The 15,540-nt window shown below is 67.0% G+C and carries 15 protein-coding genes and 1 pseudogene; 7 read left to right on the forward strand and 9 right to left on the reverse strand.

Annotation, left to right across the window (positions count from 1 at the left end; genetic code table 11):
- A partial coding sequence (locus tag JOZ79_RS06055; RefSeq protein ID WP_294071997.1) for an exopolysaccharide biosynthesis protein occupies nucleotides 1-603 on the forward strand: 603 nt, incomplete at its 5' end.
- A gap of 9 nt (nucleotides 604-612) precedes the next feature.
- Here the strand turns inward: JOZ79_RS06055 and dnaA are convergent.
- The 3 genes from dnaA to mutM all read right to left on the reverse strand — a co-directional run bounded on the left by dnaA (nucleotide 613) and on the right by mutM (nucleotide 3,554).
- Nucleotides 613-2,007, reverse strand: coding sequence for a chromosomal replication initiator protein DnaA (gene dnaA / locus JOZ79_RS06060; protein ID WP_294072000.1), 1,395 nt, complete (start codon nucleotides 2,005-2,007; stop codon nucleotides 613-615).
- A gap of 371 nt (nucleotides 2,008-2,378) precedes the next feature.
- Entirely contained in the window at nucleotides 2,379-2,642 is a 264-nt protein-coding gene (rpsT, locus tag JOZ79_RS06065; protein ID WP_294072003.1) for a 30S ribosomal protein S20, read from the reverse strand.
- 105 nt (nucleotides 2,643-2,747) lie between these two features.
- Nucleotides 2,748-3,554 carry a bifunctional DNA-formamidopyrimidine glycosylase/DNA-(apurinic or apyrimidinic site) lyase gene (gene mutM / locus JOZ79_RS06070; RefSeq protein ID WP_294072031.1) on the reverse strand — a complete coding sequence of 269 codons (807 nt, stop codon included), beginning with the start codon at nucleotides 3,552-3,554 and terminating at the stop codon, nucleotides 2,748-2,750.
- Nucleotides 3,555-3,601: 47 nt separating this feature from the next.
- On the opposite strand from mutM, the gene JOZ79_RS06075 reads away from it, so the two are divergent.
- Nucleotides 3,602-4,333, forward strand: coding sequence for a class I SAM-dependent methyltransferase (locus tag JOZ79_RS06075; protein WP_294072006.1), 732 nt, complete (start codon nucleotides 3,602-3,604; stop codon nucleotides 4,331-4,333).
- Nucleotides 4,330-5,862 (forward strand): 2-polyprenylphenol 6-hydroxylase, encoded by a 1,533-nt coding sequence (gene ubiB / locus JOZ79_RS06080; protein ID WP_294072034.1) that lies wholly within the window; start codon nucleotides 4,330-4,332, stop codon nucleotides 5,860-5,862. The genes JOZ79_RS06075 and ubiB overlap by 4 nt, the downstream gene beginning before the upstream one ends.
- On the opposite strand, the gene JOZ79_RS06085 is transcribed toward ubiB, so the two are convergent.
- Nucleotides 5,859-6,461 (reverse strand): phosphatase PAP2 family protein, encoded by a 603-nt coding sequence (locus JOZ79_RS06085; RefSeq protein WP_294072009.1) that lies wholly within the window; start codon nucleotides 6,459-6,461, stop codon nucleotides 5,859-5,861. The genes ubiB and JOZ79_RS06085 overlap by 4 nt on opposite strands.
- 83 nt (nucleotides 6,462-6,544) lie before the next feature.
- Between JOZ79_RS06085 and coaBC the strand changes: the two are divergent.
- A pseudogene (gene coaBC, locus JOZ79_RS06090) lies at nucleotides 6,545-7,722 on the forward strand (bifunctional phosphopantothenoylcysteine decarboxylase/phosphopantothenate--cysteine ligase CoaBC).
- On the opposite strand, the gene JOZ79_RS06095 reads toward coaBC, so the two are convergent.
- From JOZ79_RS06095 to plsY, 5 genes are read right to left on the reverse strand one after another with little or no spacing between them, the layout of a single operon-like run.
- Nucleotides 7,708-8,460 (reverse strand): HesA/MoeB/ThiF family protein, encoded by a 753-nt coding sequence (locus JOZ79_RS06095; protein WP_294072011.1) that lies wholly within the window; start codon nucleotides 8,458-8,460, stop codon nucleotides 7,708-7,710. The pseudogene coaBC and the gene JOZ79_RS06095 overlap by 15 nt on opposite strands.
- The gene (dut, locus tag JOZ79_RS06100; RefSeq protein ID WP_294072014.1) at nucleotides 8,457-8,894 is read right to left on the reverse strand and encodes a dUTP diphosphatase; all 438 of its coding nucleotides are present in this window, start codon (nucleotides 8,892-8,894) and stop codon (nucleotides 8,457-8,459) included. The genes JOZ79_RS06095 and dut overlap by 4 nt, the downstream gene beginning before the upstream one ends.
- A complete protein-coding gene (gene topA / locus JOZ79_RS06105; RefSeq protein ID WP_294072016.1) occupies nucleotides 8,891-11,404 on the reverse strand; it encodes a type I DNA topoisomerase in 2,514 nt (837 codons plus the stop codon). Before topA ends, dut begins: the two co-directional genes overlap by 4 nt.
- 49 nt (nucleotides 11,405-11,453) lie before the next feature.
- Complete coding sequence (dprA, locus tag JOZ79_RS06110; RefSeq protein WP_294072018.1) at nucleotides 11,454-12,536, reverse strand: DNA-processing protein DprA; 1,083 nt, start codon at nucleotides 12,534-12,536, stop codon at nucleotides 11,454-11,456.
- Nucleotides 12,517-13,146, reverse strand: coding sequence for a glycerol-3-phosphate 1-O-acyltransferase PlsY (plsY, locus tag JOZ79_RS06115; RefSeq protein WP_294072020.1), 630 nt, complete (start codon nucleotides 13,144-13,146; stop codon nucleotides 12,517-12,519). Before plsY ends, dprA begins: the two co-directional genes overlap by 20 nt.
- A gap of 138 nt (nucleotides 13,147-13,284) precedes the next feature.
- Between plsY and JOZ79_RS06120 the strand changes: the two genes are divergently transcribed.
- The 3 genes from JOZ79_RS06120 to hemA form a co-directional block, all read left to right on the forward strand.
- Nucleotides 13,285-13,647: an endonuclease domain-containing protein gene (locus JOZ79_RS06120; protein ID WP_294072023.1), complete on the forward strand. Its 363-nt coding sequence runs from the start codon at nucleotides 13,285-13,287 to the stop codon at nucleotides 13,645-13,647.
- Nucleotides 13,644-14,435, forward strand: coding sequence for a glutamate racemase (murI, locus tag JOZ79_RS06125; protein ID WP_294072026.1), 792 nt, complete (start codon nucleotides 13,644-13,646; stop codon nucleotides 14,433-14,435). The genes JOZ79_RS06120 and murI overlap by 4 nt, the downstream gene beginning before the upstream one ends.
- 72 nt (nucleotides 14,436-14,507) lie before the next feature.
- Nucleotides 14,508-15,540, forward strand: a 1,033-nt coding sequence (gene hemA, locus JOZ79_RS06130) for a 5-aminolevulinate synthase (RefSeq protein WP_294072029.1), incomplete at its 3' end; no start/stop codon positions are given.

Raw genomic sequence — 15,540 nt, forward strand, 5'->3', positions numbered from 1 at the left:
CCGCTGCCGCTATCGCAGCAGCTTGCGCGCATCGCCGCCGAGAACGGCTCCGATCGGTTGACCTTTTCCGATCTCGCGCGGCAACTTGGCGGTCGTGCCTGGGGCGGCCTGCTGTTCATCTTCGCCGTCATCAACACGATCCCGCTCCCGCCGGGGACCAACGTGTTCTTCGCGATTCCGCTGGTGATTGTTGCCGCACAGATGGCGTTCGGTCGGACCGCGCCCTGGTTTCCGGGCCGCATCGACCGGCGCGGCGTCACAAGGTCGGAGCTCGAGCGCCTCATCGAAAAGATGGGATGGCTGGAAGCTCGCATTGAAAAGATTTTCAAGCCGCGGCTGCCGCGCCTGACGGGGCCGACGGCGACGCGGTTGATCAGCTTCGGCTGCTTCCTGCTTGCACTCGCCGCCGCAGTCCCGGTTCCGGTGGTGCACGTCGCGCCGGCCGGGACGATCGTTCTCTTCGCGCTGGCCTTGATCTACCGTGACGGTGTTCTGGTCATTGCGGCCTGCATTGCCGCTCTGCTGGCGCTCGTCATCGAAGCATTGATCATCGCCTACGGCGTCGTGGCGATCACCTACATCCTGTCCTGGTTCGGCATTTAAGCCGGCTGCTCAGCCTTCCAGCTGGCGCGTCAACAGGCGAATGTCGGCGTCGAGCTCGGCGTCGCTCGCCCGCAGCTTCTCGATCTGGCGAACGGCATGGATGACCGTCGTATGGTCGCGCCCACCAAAGCGCCGGCCGATGTCCGGTAGCGACTTGGGCGTCAGCTGCTTCGACAGGTACATCGCCACCTGCCGCGGCCGGGCCACTTCGCGCGCCCGCCGGGCCGAGGTCATCTCGGCCTTTCGGATTCGGTAATGCTCGGCGACCTGCGTCTGGATTTCGTCGATAGAGATGCGCCGCTGGTTGGCGCGGAGGACGTTCGCAAGCACTTCCTCGACGAACGCGACGTCGATCGTCCGGCCGGTCATCAGGGCGTAGGCGCCAATCCGGTTGAGCGCACCCTCGAGCTCGCGGATCGACGAGGTCACGCGCCGCGCCAGGAAATCCACCACGTTGCGCGGCATCTCGACGCCCGGAAGCGCCTCCAGCTTGGCGATGATGATGTTGAAGCGAAGCTCGTAGTCGGCCGGGTTAATGTCGGCGACCAGGCCCCAGGACAGGCGCGAGAGAATTCGCGGCGCGATCCCGTCCAGGTCCTGCGGCGCCCGGTCGGACGTGATCACCAGCCGCCGCCCGGCGCCGATGATCTCGTTCATCGTGTGGAAGAATTCTTCCTGCGTCGAATCCTTGCCGGCGATGAACTGGACGTCGTCGATCAGCAGCAGGTCCGCATTCCGGAGCCGCTGCTTGAAGCCAATCGTGTCGTTCTCCTTCAGCGCGCGGATGAACTCGACCATGAACTTCTCGGCCGACATCGACACTACGCGCGAACCGCGGTTGTGTGCGCAGAATGTGTGTCCGATGGCATGCAGCAGGTGAGTCTTCCCGCGCCCCGTGCCGCCATGGATGAAGAGCGGGTTGAAGCCGACGGTCGGCGAGGTGGCAAGCGTCCGCGCGGCGGTCGCCGCGACCTCGTTCGCCTTGCCGACGATGAAGGTTTCGAAGCGATAGCGCGGATCGAAGTTGGGCGCAGCTGGGTCGCGCTCCGACGGCGGCGGGCTCTCGTCGAGGATCAACAGCGGCGCCGGCCGCGGAGCATCGAGGGCGGCGACGATCCGCACGTCGCGAACGATCGGAAGCACGGTCTTCCACGCCAGCGTCAGGCGATCGCCAAAGTGCGAGCGCACCCAGTCCGCCATGAACTGGCTGGGCATGACGACGTCGAGCAGGCCGTTGTCGGGGTCGAATCCGCCGATCTCGGCCGGCTTCAGCCAGCCGTCGAAGGTGCGCGCGCCAAGATCACGCCGAAGGCCCGCGCGAATCGATTCCCAAGCAGCCTCGATCGGAGCCAGCGGCGGTGCCGTTCCAAGCTCGACAGACGTGTTCGTCCCTCCGCCCTGCACTGGCTAGCGCCTCCGTCCTAAACCGCCCCCGCACGAGACAAGGCTTCCCCGTCGCGCGACTTGCGAGTCGCGCTTCAAAGGCTCCATTTCTCTCTTGCCCCCGGCGCGAATTCGCGCCTGGAAGAGCGTTTCTGAAAGCCTCGGCGACAGCTTTCAAGTGCCGTTTTTTCACAGAAGTGAAATAATGGCTATTGACACAGGAAAGCTGGGAAAAGCTGTAGAAAGTGGCAGTTATCGGCCATTTCCGCACCACTACCGAAGGAGGACGGAATCGCGAATCGCGGGAAAGCCTGCATTTTTTTAGGGTCTCAAAAAGCAACGGGCCGCCGGTTTCCCGGCAGCCTGCAAGATCGTCCCGAAATGGCGCGAAATCAGCCGAGCGAAGCGACCCGCTTCGACAGGCGCGAGATCTTCCGCGACGCCGTGTTCTTGTGGATAACGCCGCGAGCGACACCCCGGAACAGTTCCGGCTGCGCCTTCTTCAGAGCATCCGCGGCCTGGCCCTTGTCTCCGCTCGCGATTGCTGCCTCGACGGCCTTGATGAAGGTCCGGATGCGGCTGACTCGCGAATGGTTGACCACGGACCGGCGGTCGTTCCGGCGGATGCGCTTCTTGGCCTGCGGCGTATTCGCCATGAAAATCCTCGTTGATCTGGGCTCAATGAAAAAGCGGCGCGAAGCCACAAGGCCGCGCCGACACGGCCGACCCCATATGGCGAGAGGCCGCCAAGGTCAACACATCTACCGCTGGCAGCGCGGGCAGAAGAAGGTCGACCGGCCGCCTTGCACGATCCGCTTGACCCGGCCGCCACACGCGCAGGCCGCCCCTTCCCGTCCATAGACTGCGAATGTCTTCGAAAAATAGCCGAGCTCGCCATCAGGGCTGGCGAAGTCGCGCAGTGTGGACCCGCCGGCCGCGATGGCTTCGGCAAGCACGTCGCGGATCGCCGTTGCCAGACGCTCCAGCCTCTTGAGCGAAATGCTTCCGCCGGCCCGCCCCGGATGAATGCCGGAACGATGCAGCGCCTCGCACACGTAGATATTGCCGAGTCCCGCAACGACGCGCTGGTCGAGCAACAGCGCCTTGATCGGAGCGTTCCGCCCGGCAAGCCGCTGCCGGAGCTCCCCCGCCTCGATTTCGAGAGGCTCAGGGCCCAATGCCGCGATTGCCGGCCAGTCCACCAATCGGTCGGTTCGGACCAGGTCGAGCGAACCGAACCGCCGCGGGTCGTTGAGCGCCACCCGACGTCCATCGTCGGTCTCGATCACGACATGGTCATGCTTCTCGATCTCGCTCGGATCGACGCGCCACCGCCCCGACATGCCGAGGTGGAAGACCAACGTGTCTCCGCGGTCCGTATCGATCAGCCCGTACTTGGCGCGTCGCCTCAAGCCAGTGATCCGCGCTCCGGTCAAACGCTGGCCCAGGCCTTCCGGCATGGCCCGGCGGAGGTCCGCGCGGCGGAGCTCGACGCGCGCGATCCGCTGCCCGTCCAGCACGCGCGCAAGCCCGCGAACGGTCGTCTCGACTTCGGGAAGCTCCGGCATGCCGCCGATATGGCGGACCCGCCCCAAGCCCGCTAGAGCCCGGCACCATGTCCGAACAGGTGAATTTCGGCGACCGGTTGGTCAGCCCCGAGGAGAAGACCCGCCGCGTCGGCGAAGTGTTCAGCTCCGTCGCTCGGCGGTACGACGTGATGAACGACCTCATGTCGGGCGGCATGCACCGGCTTTGGAAGAACCGCTTCGTCGCCAGGGTAAAGCCGCGCGCGGGCGAGCGCATCCTCGACATGGCCGGAGGGACCGGCGACATCGCCTTTCGGATGATCGAGCGCGGCGCGCTGGTCACGGTCTCCGACATCAACTCCGACATGCTCGGCGTCGGCGAGGAGCGCGCCGAAAAGCGCGGCCTTCGCAACCTGACGTGGCAGGTCGAGAATGCCGAGACGCTGACTTTCGCCGACAACAGCTTCGAGGCCTACACGATCGTTTTCGGCATCCGGAACGTGACCGACATTCCCGCGGCTCTCCGCGAAGCCCATCGCGTGCTGAAGCGCGGTGGCCGCTTCTATTGCATGGAATTCTCGACCAGCGACTGGCCGGGCTTCGCCGAGCTGTACGAAGCCTATTCGGCCAGCGTCATCCCGCGCATCGGCAAGGTCGTCGCCCATGACGAGGACAGCTACCGCTACCTCGTCGAAAGCATCCGCCGCTTCCCGAAGCCCGACGCGTTCCGCAAGATGATCGCGGATGCCGGCTTCAACCGCGCAACCGTCGAGCCGATGCTTGGCGGTGCGGTCTGCATCTGGAGCGGGTGGAAGATTTGACGGCGTCGGTCACTCATCTCTGGCGGCTCCTCAAATGGGGCCGTACCCTCGCCCGCCACGGTGCTCTGAGGGGCATCGAGCAGGATCCGATGACTCCGCCGCCGGTCCGCCGCTTGTGCCGGCTGGCGCGCTTCGGCGCCCGGACCCCGGCGACACCCGACTACGCCGCCGCCTTGGTCGCGATCGGCCCCGCGGCCGTAAAGCTCGGCCAGGTCCTCTCGACCCGCCCGGACCTCGTCGGCGAGCGCGCCGCCGCCAACCTGTCGCAGCTTCAGGACGATTTGCCGCCCGCCCCCTTCGCGGCGATCCGCCAGATCATCGAGGCCTCGTTTGGTGCACCGCTCGAAAGCCTTTTCTCCCGCTTCGACGAGCAGCCGGTCGGCGCCGCCTCGATCGCCCAGGTCCATCACGCCGTCACGACCGAAGGCCGCGAGGTCGCGGTCAAGGTCCTCCGCCCCGGCATCGAGGAGGAGTTCGCCCGCGCACTCGAGACCTATGAATGGGCTGCCGCCCATGTCGAGCGCTTTGGCGGCGAGGCGGCACGCCTGCGCCCGCGTCTGGTGGTCGCCCATTTCCGCCAGTGGACCGCGCGCGAGCTCGATCTCCAGCGCGAGGCCGCCTCCGCGTCCGAGCTGCGCGAGAACATGGTCGCCGAGCCCGGCTATCACATTCCCGAGATCGACTGGCGCCGAACGGCTCGGCGAGTCCTTACGCTTGAATGGCTCGACGGCATCAAGCTCAACGACCGCGAGGCGCTTATCGCCGACGGCCAGGATTGCGGCGCTCTCGCCGCCACGCTCGTCCGCGCCTTCCTCCGGCAAGCAGTCGTCGACGGCTTCTTCCATGCCGACCTCCACCACGGCAATCTCTTCGCCCTTCGAGACGGCCGCATTGCAGCGATCGACTTCGGGATCATGGGCCGGGTCGACCGCCGCGCAAGGCTATGGCTCGCGGAGATCCTCTACGGCCTGATCACCGGCAATTACCGCCGCGTCGCCGAAATCCACTTCGAGGCGCAATATGTGCCTGCCCATCACAATGTGGACGAGTTCGCCACCGCTTTGCGCGCCGCCGGCGAGCCGATCCGCGGCCTGCCGGTCAAGGACATCTCCGTCGGCCGGATGCTCGAAAGCCTGTTCGCGATCACCCGCGACTTCGACATGCCGACCCAGCCGCATTTGCTGCTGCTGCAGAAGACGATGGTGATGAACGAGGGCGTCGCGACCGCGCTCGATCCCGACATCAACATGTGGGAGACTGCCGAGCCCTTTCTTCGCGAATGGATCCGCTCGGAGCTTGGCCCCGAGGCTTATTACGCCGACCGCCTCATCGAGACCGTGCGCGCGTTCAAAAAGATCCCCGAGCTAATCGACCGCATCGACCAGTATTTCCCGCCGCGCGGTGCAGCGCCACCCGCCCCGCCGCTTCCGGAGATCCCGCTGGTCGTCCACCGCAACTGGCTGGCCTACGTGGCGACCGGACTGGTCGGGCTCGCTGCCGGCGCCGCAGCGATGGCCTTGTTCACCTAATCGAACCTGCTTCGCTCATCCATCCCGGCGAGGCCCCACAAGACGTTCACCGCCGCCTCTGCCGCAATCCCGATCGCCAGGCCGGCAACGACGTCGCTGAGATAATGGGCCGAGCGCGGCACCTGCAGAGCCGCGATCAGCCCGGCCGCGCCCAGCGCCGCGACGCCATATTCCGGATATTCGCGGGAAAAGGCCCGGGCCACTGCGACCGCCCCGGCGCTGTGCCCCGACGGGAAGCTGCTCAGCTCCTTCGCGCGCGAGTCGCCCTTGCGCGGCTTCTTCTCCTCGCGCCGGTTCGCGCTTCGCGGCCGGGTGCGGTCGACATTGTGCTTCAGGACGCTTTTCACCGCCGTCGCCGCCTCGTGCGCGATCATCATCCGCGCGCCGGCCCGGACCAGCCGGTCGCTTTCGAGCGCCACCCCCGCGGCAATGACCCCGCTCGCGAGCATTCGCAGCTCCGGCTGGTCGCCGAGCTTGCTTGCAAGGTCCACGGCCGGCACCTTCGCATATTCGGCATACGGCTCGAACAGCTCCTGGAAAGCTTCGTCCACGGCGATCAGCCGTTCCTCACCCGCGTCCATGGCATTCCGCAGCATCATGCGGCCTGAACAACCGTAACGGGACTTTGGTGCCGTCCGCCGGCGCTCTCGACTTCCGCGGAGATGCGCGGCAAGGCGGCGCCATGGCACGCGTGCTCTTCATCGTGGGCGGCGGGATTGCGGCGTACAAGTCGCTCGAGCTGGTGCGCCTGATCAAGAAGGCCGGCCATTCGGTCACGCCCGTCCTGACGAAGGGCGGGGAGCATTTCGTTACTGCGATGAGCCTCGGCACGCTTGCCGAAAGCCAGGTCCACACCTCGCTTTGGGAGCTCAAGGACGAGGTCGAGATCGGCCACATCCAGCTCTCGCGCTCGGCCGATTTCGTGCTCGTCTGCCCGGCCACGGCAGACCTGCTTGCGAAGATGGTCAGCGGCATCGCCGACGACCTCGCCACCACGCTCCTGCTCGCCACCGACAAGCCGGTCGTCGTCGCGCCGGCAATGAATGTCCGCATGTGGCTTCACGCCGCGACCCGCCGCAACGTCCAGCAGCTGGTCGAGGACGGCATCAAGGTGATCGAGCCGGCCGAAGGCGAAATGGCGTGCGGCGAGCACGGCCCCGGCCGCCTCCCCGAGCCGCAGGCGATCGTCGACTGGCTCGGCGCCAACGGGTTCCTGCCGCCCAAGTGACGCTCGCCGGCAAGCACATCCTCGTCACCGCCGGGCCTACGCATGAGCCGATCGACCCGGTGCGCGTGATCGCCAATCGGTCGTCCGGACGCCAGGGCTTCGCGATCGCCGCGGCCGCCGCCGAATTCGGCGCTCGAGTCACCCTCGTCGCCGGCCCGGTGGCCATCGCCACGCCGCCCGGCGTCGACCGCATCGACGTCGAGACCGCCGGGCAGATGGCCGATGCCGTCATGGCGTCACTCCCCGCCGACGCCGCGATCCTGGTGGCCGCAGTCGCGGACTGGCGCGTCGAACCGGCCACGACCAAGCTCAAGAAGAGCAGCGGGCCGCCGCAGCTTCGCTTCCTCCCGACCCGCGACATCCTCGCCGAGCTCGGCTCCGGTACGGACCGCCCGCGCCTCCTGGTCGGCTTCGCGGCGGAGACCGACAATGTCGTCGAGCAGGCCGTCGCCAAGCGCCAGGCCAAGAAGGCCGACTGGATCGTCGCCAACGACGTCTCCGGGGATGTGATGGGCGGCTCCCGAAATCGTGTCCACCTCATCACCGCGCAAGGTGTCGAAGACTGGCCCGAAGCCGGCAAGGACGAGGTCGCGCGGCGCCTCGTCGAGCGGGTCGCCTCAGCCCTCGCCTGATCCGCAGGCGCGGCAGCCAGGATTGGGCGGGATCCGGATCGCCCGCCAGCTCAGCTTCTCGCCGTCGAACAGGTGCAGCAGCCCGGCCTGATCGTCACCGACGCCGGCAATCGCATTGACCGCCAGCAACGCCGCGAAGCTGCCCACGGTCGCCGTCAGCGCGCCGAGCACGCCCAGTTCCGCGCAATTGTCGCAATCGTCGGCGTCGAACGCATCCCCGACGAAGCAGCGGTAGCAGGGCCGCGCCCGGAATAGCCCGACCTGTCCCTGGAACTGGACTGCCGCCGCCGACAGGAGCGGGACGCCGAGGCGCACGCACGCATCGCTGACCGCCAGCCGCGTCGCGAAATTGTCGCTGCCGTCGATGACCAGGTCGTGCCCGCCGAGGAGCTCGCCAGCATTGTCCGCCGTAACTCGCTCCTGCACCGGCCTCGCGTCGACAAACTGATTCAGTCGCCGAACGAACTGCAGCGCGAGATCGGCTTTCGAATAACCGGCGTCGCGCTCTCGGAACAGCGGCTGCCGGTGCAGGTTGCCGAGCTCGACCACATCGTCGTCGATGATCGCCAGCCGGCCGACGCCCGCGCCCGCAAGCGCCGGGATGACCGCGCTGCCAATCCCGCCCGCGCCGACCACCGCCACCGAGGCCGCCTTCAGCCTGTTCTGGCCAACGCCCCCCACCTGGGGCAGCACGATGTGCCGCGCATAGCGCTCGAGCTCGGCGTCGGAGAGGCTCACTGGCCCGTCGAGCCGAAGCCCCCTGCTCCGCGGGCCGTATCGTCCAGCGCCTCGACCTCGTGGAACACGGCCTTGAGCACCGGCGCGGGCACCAGTTGCGCGATCCGCTCGCCGCGCCGCACCGCGAAGGGCTCGCTGCCGAGGTTCGCCAGGATCACCTTTACCTCGCCGCGATAATCGTGGTCGATGGTCCCGGGCGTGTTGAGGCAGGTAATCCCGTGCTTGAGCGCCAGCCCGGAGCGCGGACGGACCTGCACCTCGTGGCCTTCCGGGATCGCAATCGAAAAGCCGGTCGCCACCGCGCGCCGCTGACCAGGTTCGAGGATCAGGTCCTCGGCAGCGACGACATCCAGTCCGGCAGCGCCGTCCGTGGCGTAACTTGGCGAAGGCAAACCTTTACCATGCGGTAACCATTGCAACTGGATATCGATCACTTCGCCGCCTTCTTCGCCTTGGCTGCGGGTTTCTTCGCAGCCGCCTTCCTGGGCGCAGCCTTCCGGCCACCCTTCTTCTTCGCTGGGCCCTTGGCCGCGCGCTCGTCGATCAGCCGCACGCCCTCGCCGAGCGTAAGGGCCTTCGGATCCGAGCCCTTGGGCAAAGTCGCGTGCGTCGTCCCGTCACTGACGTAAGGCCCGAAGCGACCCTCCAGCACCCTGATCTCCTTGCCGCTCTCGGGATGCGCACCGAGCACCGCGATCGGCTCCCGCGACGCGCCGCGTCCGCGACCGCCGCCATTGGCCGCATCGGCGAGCTTCGCCACCGCCGCGTTCATGCCCGTTTCGAACACCTCCGCGGTCGAGCCGAGCTTCGCATATTTCCCGTCATGGGCGAGGTACGGCCCGTAGCGCCCGATCGACGCTGTGATCGCCTTGCCCGTCTCCGGGTGAGCGCCGATCTCGCGCGGCAGCGACAGCAGCCGCTCGGCTGCCTCGCGGTCGACGTCAGCCAGCGGTACGTCCTTCGGGATCGACGCCCGCTTGTCACCGCGCTCGACATAGGGACCGAACCGCCCGCTCTTGAGCAGGATCCCGTCGCCAAGGTCCTGCGGCCCGTCACTGGCCGCCTCGCCGCCGGTCTGGCCGAACTTCTGCGTGTACCGGCACTCAGGATAGTTGGAGCAGGCGACGAACGCCCCGAACTTGCCGCCACGAAGGCTCAGCCGCCCGTTGCCGCAGCTGGGGCAGAGCCTCGGGTCGCTACCGTCCGCGCGCGGCGGATAAAGCCAGGGCGCCAGGAACTCGTCCAGCGCCTGGGTGATCTCGCTCGGCTTCTGATCCATGACCTCGCCCGCCTTGGGCTTGAAGTCGCGCCAGAAGGCGTCCAGCAATTTCTGCCAGTCGAGCCGTCCGCCGGAGACGTCGTCCAGCTCGTCCTCGAGCTCGGCCGTGTAGTCATAGCTGACATACTTTTCGAAGAAGCGCTCGAGGAACGCCGTCACCAGCCGACCGCTCTCCTCCGGGATGAAGCGGTTCTTCTCGACCCGCACATATTCCCGGTCCTTCAGCGTCTGCAGCGTTGCCGCGTAGGTCGACGGCCGCCCGATCCCGAGCTCTTCCAGCCGCTTGACCAGGCTCGCCTCCGAATAGCGCGGCGGCGGCTGCGTGAACGACTGGGTGGCATCGACCCCGATCTTCGCAGGGACGTCGCCCCGGTTGAGGATCGGCATCCGCGCGCCTTCCTCATCCTCGGCCTTCTCGTCGCGCCCTTCCTCATACAGCGCGAGATAGCCGGGAAAGAGCACAACCTGGCCCGTGGCGCGCAGAACCGCCCGCCCGGCACCGTCGCTCAGCTCGACCGTCGTCCGCTCCAGCCGCGCCGACGCCATCTGGCTCGCCAGAGCGCGATTATAAATCAGCTCGTACAGCCGCGCGTGATCGCCGGACGCCGCCCGCGCCCTCGAGAAATCCGTCGGCCGAATCGCCTCGTGAGCCTCCTGCGCGTTCTTCGCCTTGCTGGTGTAGTGGCGCGGCTTGTCCGGCACGTAACCGGCATCATAGCGCGTCGTGATCGCCTTGCGCGCCGCGCTGATCGCCTCGGCCGCCATGTCGACGCCGTCGGTCCTCATGTAGGTGATCAGCCCATCCTCGTAGAGGCCCTGCGCGACGCGCATTGTGTGGCTGGCCGCGAAGCCGAGCTTGCGTGCCGCCTCCTGCTGAAGAGTCGAGGTGGTGAACGGCGGCGGCGGGTTGCGTGAAAAAGGCTTGGTCTCGACGCTCTCGACCGAGAATCGCCCCGCCTCGATCACCGCCTTGGCAGCGTCGGCATCGCCCTTGTTGCCGATCGTCAGCCGGTCGATCTTCTTCCCGTCGAGCTGCGCCAGCCGGGCAGTGAAGCTTTGCCCGTCCTTCTCGAACGTGGCCGTCAGCGACCAATATTCCTGAGGGCGGAAGACCTCGATCTCGCGTTCGCGGTCGACGATCAGCCGGAGCGCCACCGACTGCACGCGACCCGCCGACTTCGCGCCCGGAAGCTTGCGCCACAGGATCGGCGACAGGGTAAACCCGACCAGATAGTCGAGCGCCCGCCGCGCCCGGTAGGCGTCGACCAGGTCTTCATCGAGAGCCCGCGGACGTGCCATCGCCTCGGTCACCGCCGTCTTGGTGATGGCGTTGAACGCGACCCGCTGAACGTCCTTCGGCAGCGCCTTCTTGGCCCGAAGCACCTCCTGCAAGTGCCAGCTGATCGCCTCGCCCTCGCGGTCCGGGTCGGTCGCGAGGATCAAGGTATCGGCCTGCCTGGCCTCGTCCGTGATCGCCTTCAGCTGCTTGGCGCGGTCCGGCGAGACCTGCCACAGCATCGCGAAATCCTGGTCCGGGTCGACCGAACCGTCCTTGGGCGGCAGGTCGCGCACGTGCCCAAAGGAGGCAAGCACCCGGTGCCCGCTTCCCAGATACTTCTCGATGGTTTTCGCCTTGGCCGGCGATTCGACGACGACCAGCTTCACAGGATCCCCTCACGCATACGCGTAAGGTGGGAAGGCTCGGGCGGCGCCGTCAAGCCGGCCGCAAGCTGACCTTGCCCCCTGCGTGGCGGTCCAGGCGTCCGGCAAGGTCCAGCTCCAGCAGTGCCATCTGGACCGCGCCGGGCGATGCACCCGACAGTCGAATGATCTCGTCGACCGGCGCCGGCGACGGCCCGAGCAGCTCCTCCACGACCGCAACGGCATCTTTGCCATTCAGGGTTTCGGGCACCGGCTCATAGCGATCGACCGGCGACGCGAAGCGCGGCTGTGCCGGCCCGACGCTCTCCATCACGTCGTCCGCCGTCTGAATCAGGGTCGCCCCGTCGCGGATCAGCTGGTTGCAGCCTTGCGCCCTAGGATCGAGCGGCGAGCCCGGCACGGCCATCACCTCGCGCCCCGCCTCGGCCGCCAGCCGCGCCGTGATCAGCGAGCCCGAACGCGGCGCCGCCTCGACGACAACCGTTCCGGCGCAAAGGCCGGCGATGATCCGATTGCGATACGGGAAGTGGCGCGCCCTCGGCTCGGTCCCCGGCGGCATTTCGGCAAGCACCAGCCCACGCTCGAACAGCCCCTTCTGCCGCGCCTCGTTTTCAGGCGGATAGAAGACGTCGATGCCGCCCGCTATGACGCCGATGGTCCCGCTCTCCAGCGCCCCGTCATGGGCCGCACTGTCGATGCCCCGTGCCAGCCCGGACACCACGACGAGCCCACTGCGACCCAGATCGTGCGCCAGACCCCGAGCGAAGCGACAGACCGCCGCGGACGCATTGCGGGCGCCAACCATCGCGACCGCCGCCCTGTCGAGCAGTCCAAGATCGCCCTTCGCAATCAGGAGCGGCGGCGCATCCTCGAGCTCAGCCAGCAGCCGGGGATAAAGTCCCTGCCCAAGCACCAGGAACCGCCCTCCGAGCGCCTCGACCCGCGTCATTTCCCGCTCGGCCTCGCTCCGGCTGCGAATCACAGGCGGCTTGCCCCCGCCCCGCCGTGCCAGATCCGGAACCGCGTCGAGCGCCGCCGCCGCCGATCCGAAGCGTGTGATCAAATGGCGATGGGTAACCGGCCCGATCCCGGCCGTGCGCAGCAACCTCAGACGGTCAATCAGGTCGTCGTTCAAGCTTTCGTCTCCCAATGCGCGGCTCGGTCCCGGCCATCAGCCGGGAGATGTTCTCGCGGTGCTTCCACAGCACCAGCAGTCCGAAGCCGAGCAGCATCGGGAAAAAGTCGTGGTAGGAGGCAAAGGCGACGATCGGCGCGCTAACCGCCGCGCCCATCCCGGCGACCGATGAGATTCGGACCGTCAGCAGCAGGGAGAGCCATACAATCGCGTAAATGAGCGCGGCCGGCCACAGAAGTGGGATCAGCACGCCGAGGAATGTCGCCACGCCCTTGCCGCCCTGAAACCTCAGCCAGACGGGATAGAGGTGCCCGATCATCGCACCCACGGCGGCTAGCTTGAACACCGCGGCTGCCGAGGCCGGGTCGAGGTCGCGGGCGAACAGAACGCCCGCCAGCAGGATCGCCGCCGTCGCCTTCAGGCAATCGAGCACCAGGGTCGCAGCGGCGAGCCCCTTGCTTCCGGTCCGGAGCACGTTGGTCGCACCGATATTTCCCGAGCCGATTGCGCGGACGTCGCCCTTACCGGCGAGGCGGGTCAGCAGCAGCCCGAACGGGATCGACCCGAACAGGTAGCCGAGCGCCAGCGCCAGGATCATCTCGCGGGTCATCGCGAGGGTTGGTAGCAAACGGGAATGGGCATGCAATACATCCTCCCCGCGATTGCGCGGGGAGGGGGACCATGCGAAGCATGGTGGAGGGGTTCTTCCGAGTTGACTGTCTACCAAGCCCGACAATTGCGCCGGCGCATGAGCCCGTCGGAAATCCGCCTCTGGAGAGTGCTTCGACTACGCCCGGACGGTCTGAAATTCCGCAAACAGCACCCGCTTGGCTCGTTCGTGCTCGACTTCTACTGCCCTGCGGCCGCGCTGGCGATTGAAGTCGATGGGGTCGCACATGATTTCGAATCCGTCGCAAAGCGTGATGAGCGGCGCGACGCCTGGGTCAGTGGTCGAGGCATCGCAATTCTGCGCGTCGCGGCCGAGGACGTCAGAAACAATCTCGAAGAAGTGGTGACGCAAATCGTGGCCCGGTGTCTGTCCAGAACCCCTCCACCGCACTTCGTGCGGTCCCCCTCCCCGCCAAATGGCGAGGAGGATGAACTATCGTGAACGCCAACTCCCCGATCCTCTTCTTCGATTCCGGCGTCGGCGGCCTGTCCGTCCTCGGTCCGACGCAGGCACTCCTTCCCAATGCGCCCATCGTTTATGCCGCGGACAGCGCCGGCTTTCCCTATGGCAGCCGGACCGAAGCGGAGATTGCCTCCCGAGTGCCCGCCCTTCTCGGTCGCCTGGTCGAGCGTTTCCAGCCCCGGCTGGCGGTGATCGCATGCAACACCGCCTCGACCATCGCGCTGGACCATGTCCGCTCGGCGCTCGACCTCCCGGTGGTCGGCACCGTCCCCGCGATCAAGCCAGCAGCCGAGATGTCGAAAACTCGCGTCATCGGCGTCCTCGGTACCGAAGCGACGGTCCGCCAGCCCTATGTCGACGACCTCGCGGCCAGGTTCGCCCGTGACTGCACCATCATCCGCCACGGCTCGCCCGAGCTCGTCGAGCTTTCCGAAGCGAAGCTTGCCGGTCGGCAAGTCAGCATCGAAGACGTCAGGGCCGCCGCCGACCCGATGTTCGCCGTCGCGGACGGGAAACGCATCGACACCGTTGTCCTCGCCTGCACGCACTTCCCATTGCTCGCCGACGAGCTGAAGGAAGCCTTCCCAAACGTGGCGTACGTCGATGGCGGCCCCGGCATCGCCCGACGCATCGCCTGGCTCACTCGCGGCCAGTCCTGGCCAGGCACGCCACAGCCCGGCACCGCTGTCTTCACCGGTCCGGCTCCGGCCCAGCATTTGCAAGAGGCGCTCGCCCGCTTCCGCCTGACGCGGGTGCGCGCACTGTGATTTGTTGCGAGTCGTTCGCAATGGAAAACATCCATCGCCGAAGCTAAAGGCTGGCCAAGCGAGAGTTGGGCCTTGGATTACAACCGCATCTTCCAATCGGCGATCGACCGCCTTCATGACGAAGGTCGGTACCGCGTCTTCATCGATATCCTGCGCTCGAAGGGCAGCTACCCGAACGCGCGCTGCTTCGGCGGCAACGGTCCGAAGCCGATCACCGTCTGGTGCTCCAACGACTATCTCGGAATGGGCCAGCACCCGGTCGTCATCGGCGCGATGGAGACCGCTCTCCACGAGGTCGGCGCGGGCTCCGGCGGCACCCGCAACATCAGCGGCAACACCCATTTTCATACGGAACTGGAAGCCGAGCTCGCAGGCTTGCACGGCAAGGAAGGGGCCCTCCTCTTCACCTCGGGCTATGTTTCCAACGAAGCCGCCCTGTCCACGCTGGGCAAGCTGCTTCCGGGGTGCATCATCTTCTCGGACGAGCTCAACCACGCCTCGATGATCGCGGGCATCAAGAGTTCGGGCTGCGAGAAGCGCGTGTTCCGTCACAACGACCTCGACCATCTCGAGGAACTGCTTGCCGCCGAGGACCCGGAGACGCCCAAGCTGGTCGCCTTCGAGAGCGTCTATTCGATGGACGGCGACGTCGCCCCGATCGCCGCGATCTGCGACCTCGCCGACAAGTACAACGCCCTCACCTATCTCGATGAGGTCCACGCGGTCGGCATGTACGGCGACCACGGCGGCGGCATTTCCGAGCGGGACTCGGTCGCTCATCGACTCACCATCATCGAAGGCACGCTCGGCAAGGCATTTGGGGTGATGGGCGGCTATATCGCGGCCGATCAGACGATCATCGACTGCATCCGCAGCTACGCGCCTGGGTTTATCTTCACGACCTCGCTGTCGCCGGTGCTGGTCGCCGGTGCGCTCGCCAGCGTCCGCCACCTGAAGCAGTCGAACGACGAGCGCCGCGCGCAGCAGGAAGCGGCCGCCATGCTGAAGGCGAAGTTCACCGCCGCCGGCCTGCCGCTGATGCCTAGCGTCACGCACATCGTGCCGTTGCTCGTCGGCTGTCCGATCAAGGCTAAGCGCGTCAGCG

Source organism: Sphingomonas sp., assembly GCF_019242355.1.
GTDB lineage: Bacteria > Pseudomonadota > Alphaproteobacteria > Sphingomonadales > Sphingomonadaceae > Sphingomicrobium.

What these genes read in the sequence shown, in the direction of transcription:
- rpsT (WP_294072003.1), bottom strand. Translation starts at nt 2,642, where the DNA reads ATGGCGAATACGCCGCAGGCCAAGAAGCGCATCCGCCGGAACGACCGC.
- mutM (WP_294072031.1), bottom strand. Translation starts at nt 3,554, where the DNA reads ATGCCGGAGCTTCCCGAAGTCGAGACGACCGTTCGCGGGCTTGCGCGC.
- JOZ79_RS06075 (WP_294072006.1), top strand. Translation starts at nt 3,602, where the DNA reads ATGTCCGAACAGGTGAATTTCGGCGACCGGTTGGTCAGCCCCGAGGAG.
- JOZ79_RS06085 (WP_294072009.1), bottom strand. Translation starts at nt 6,461, where the DNA reads ATGATGCTGCGGAATGCCATGGACGCGGGTGAGGAACGGCTGATCGCC.
- plsY (WP_294072020.1), bottom strand. Translation starts at nt 13,146, where the DNA reads ATGACCCGCGAGATGATCCTGGCGCTGGCGCTCGGCTACCTGTTCGGG.
- JOZ79_RS06120 (WP_294072023.1), top strand. Translation starts at nt 13,285, where the DNA reads ATGAGCCCGTCGGAAATCCGCCTCTGGAGAGTGCTTCGACTACGCCCG.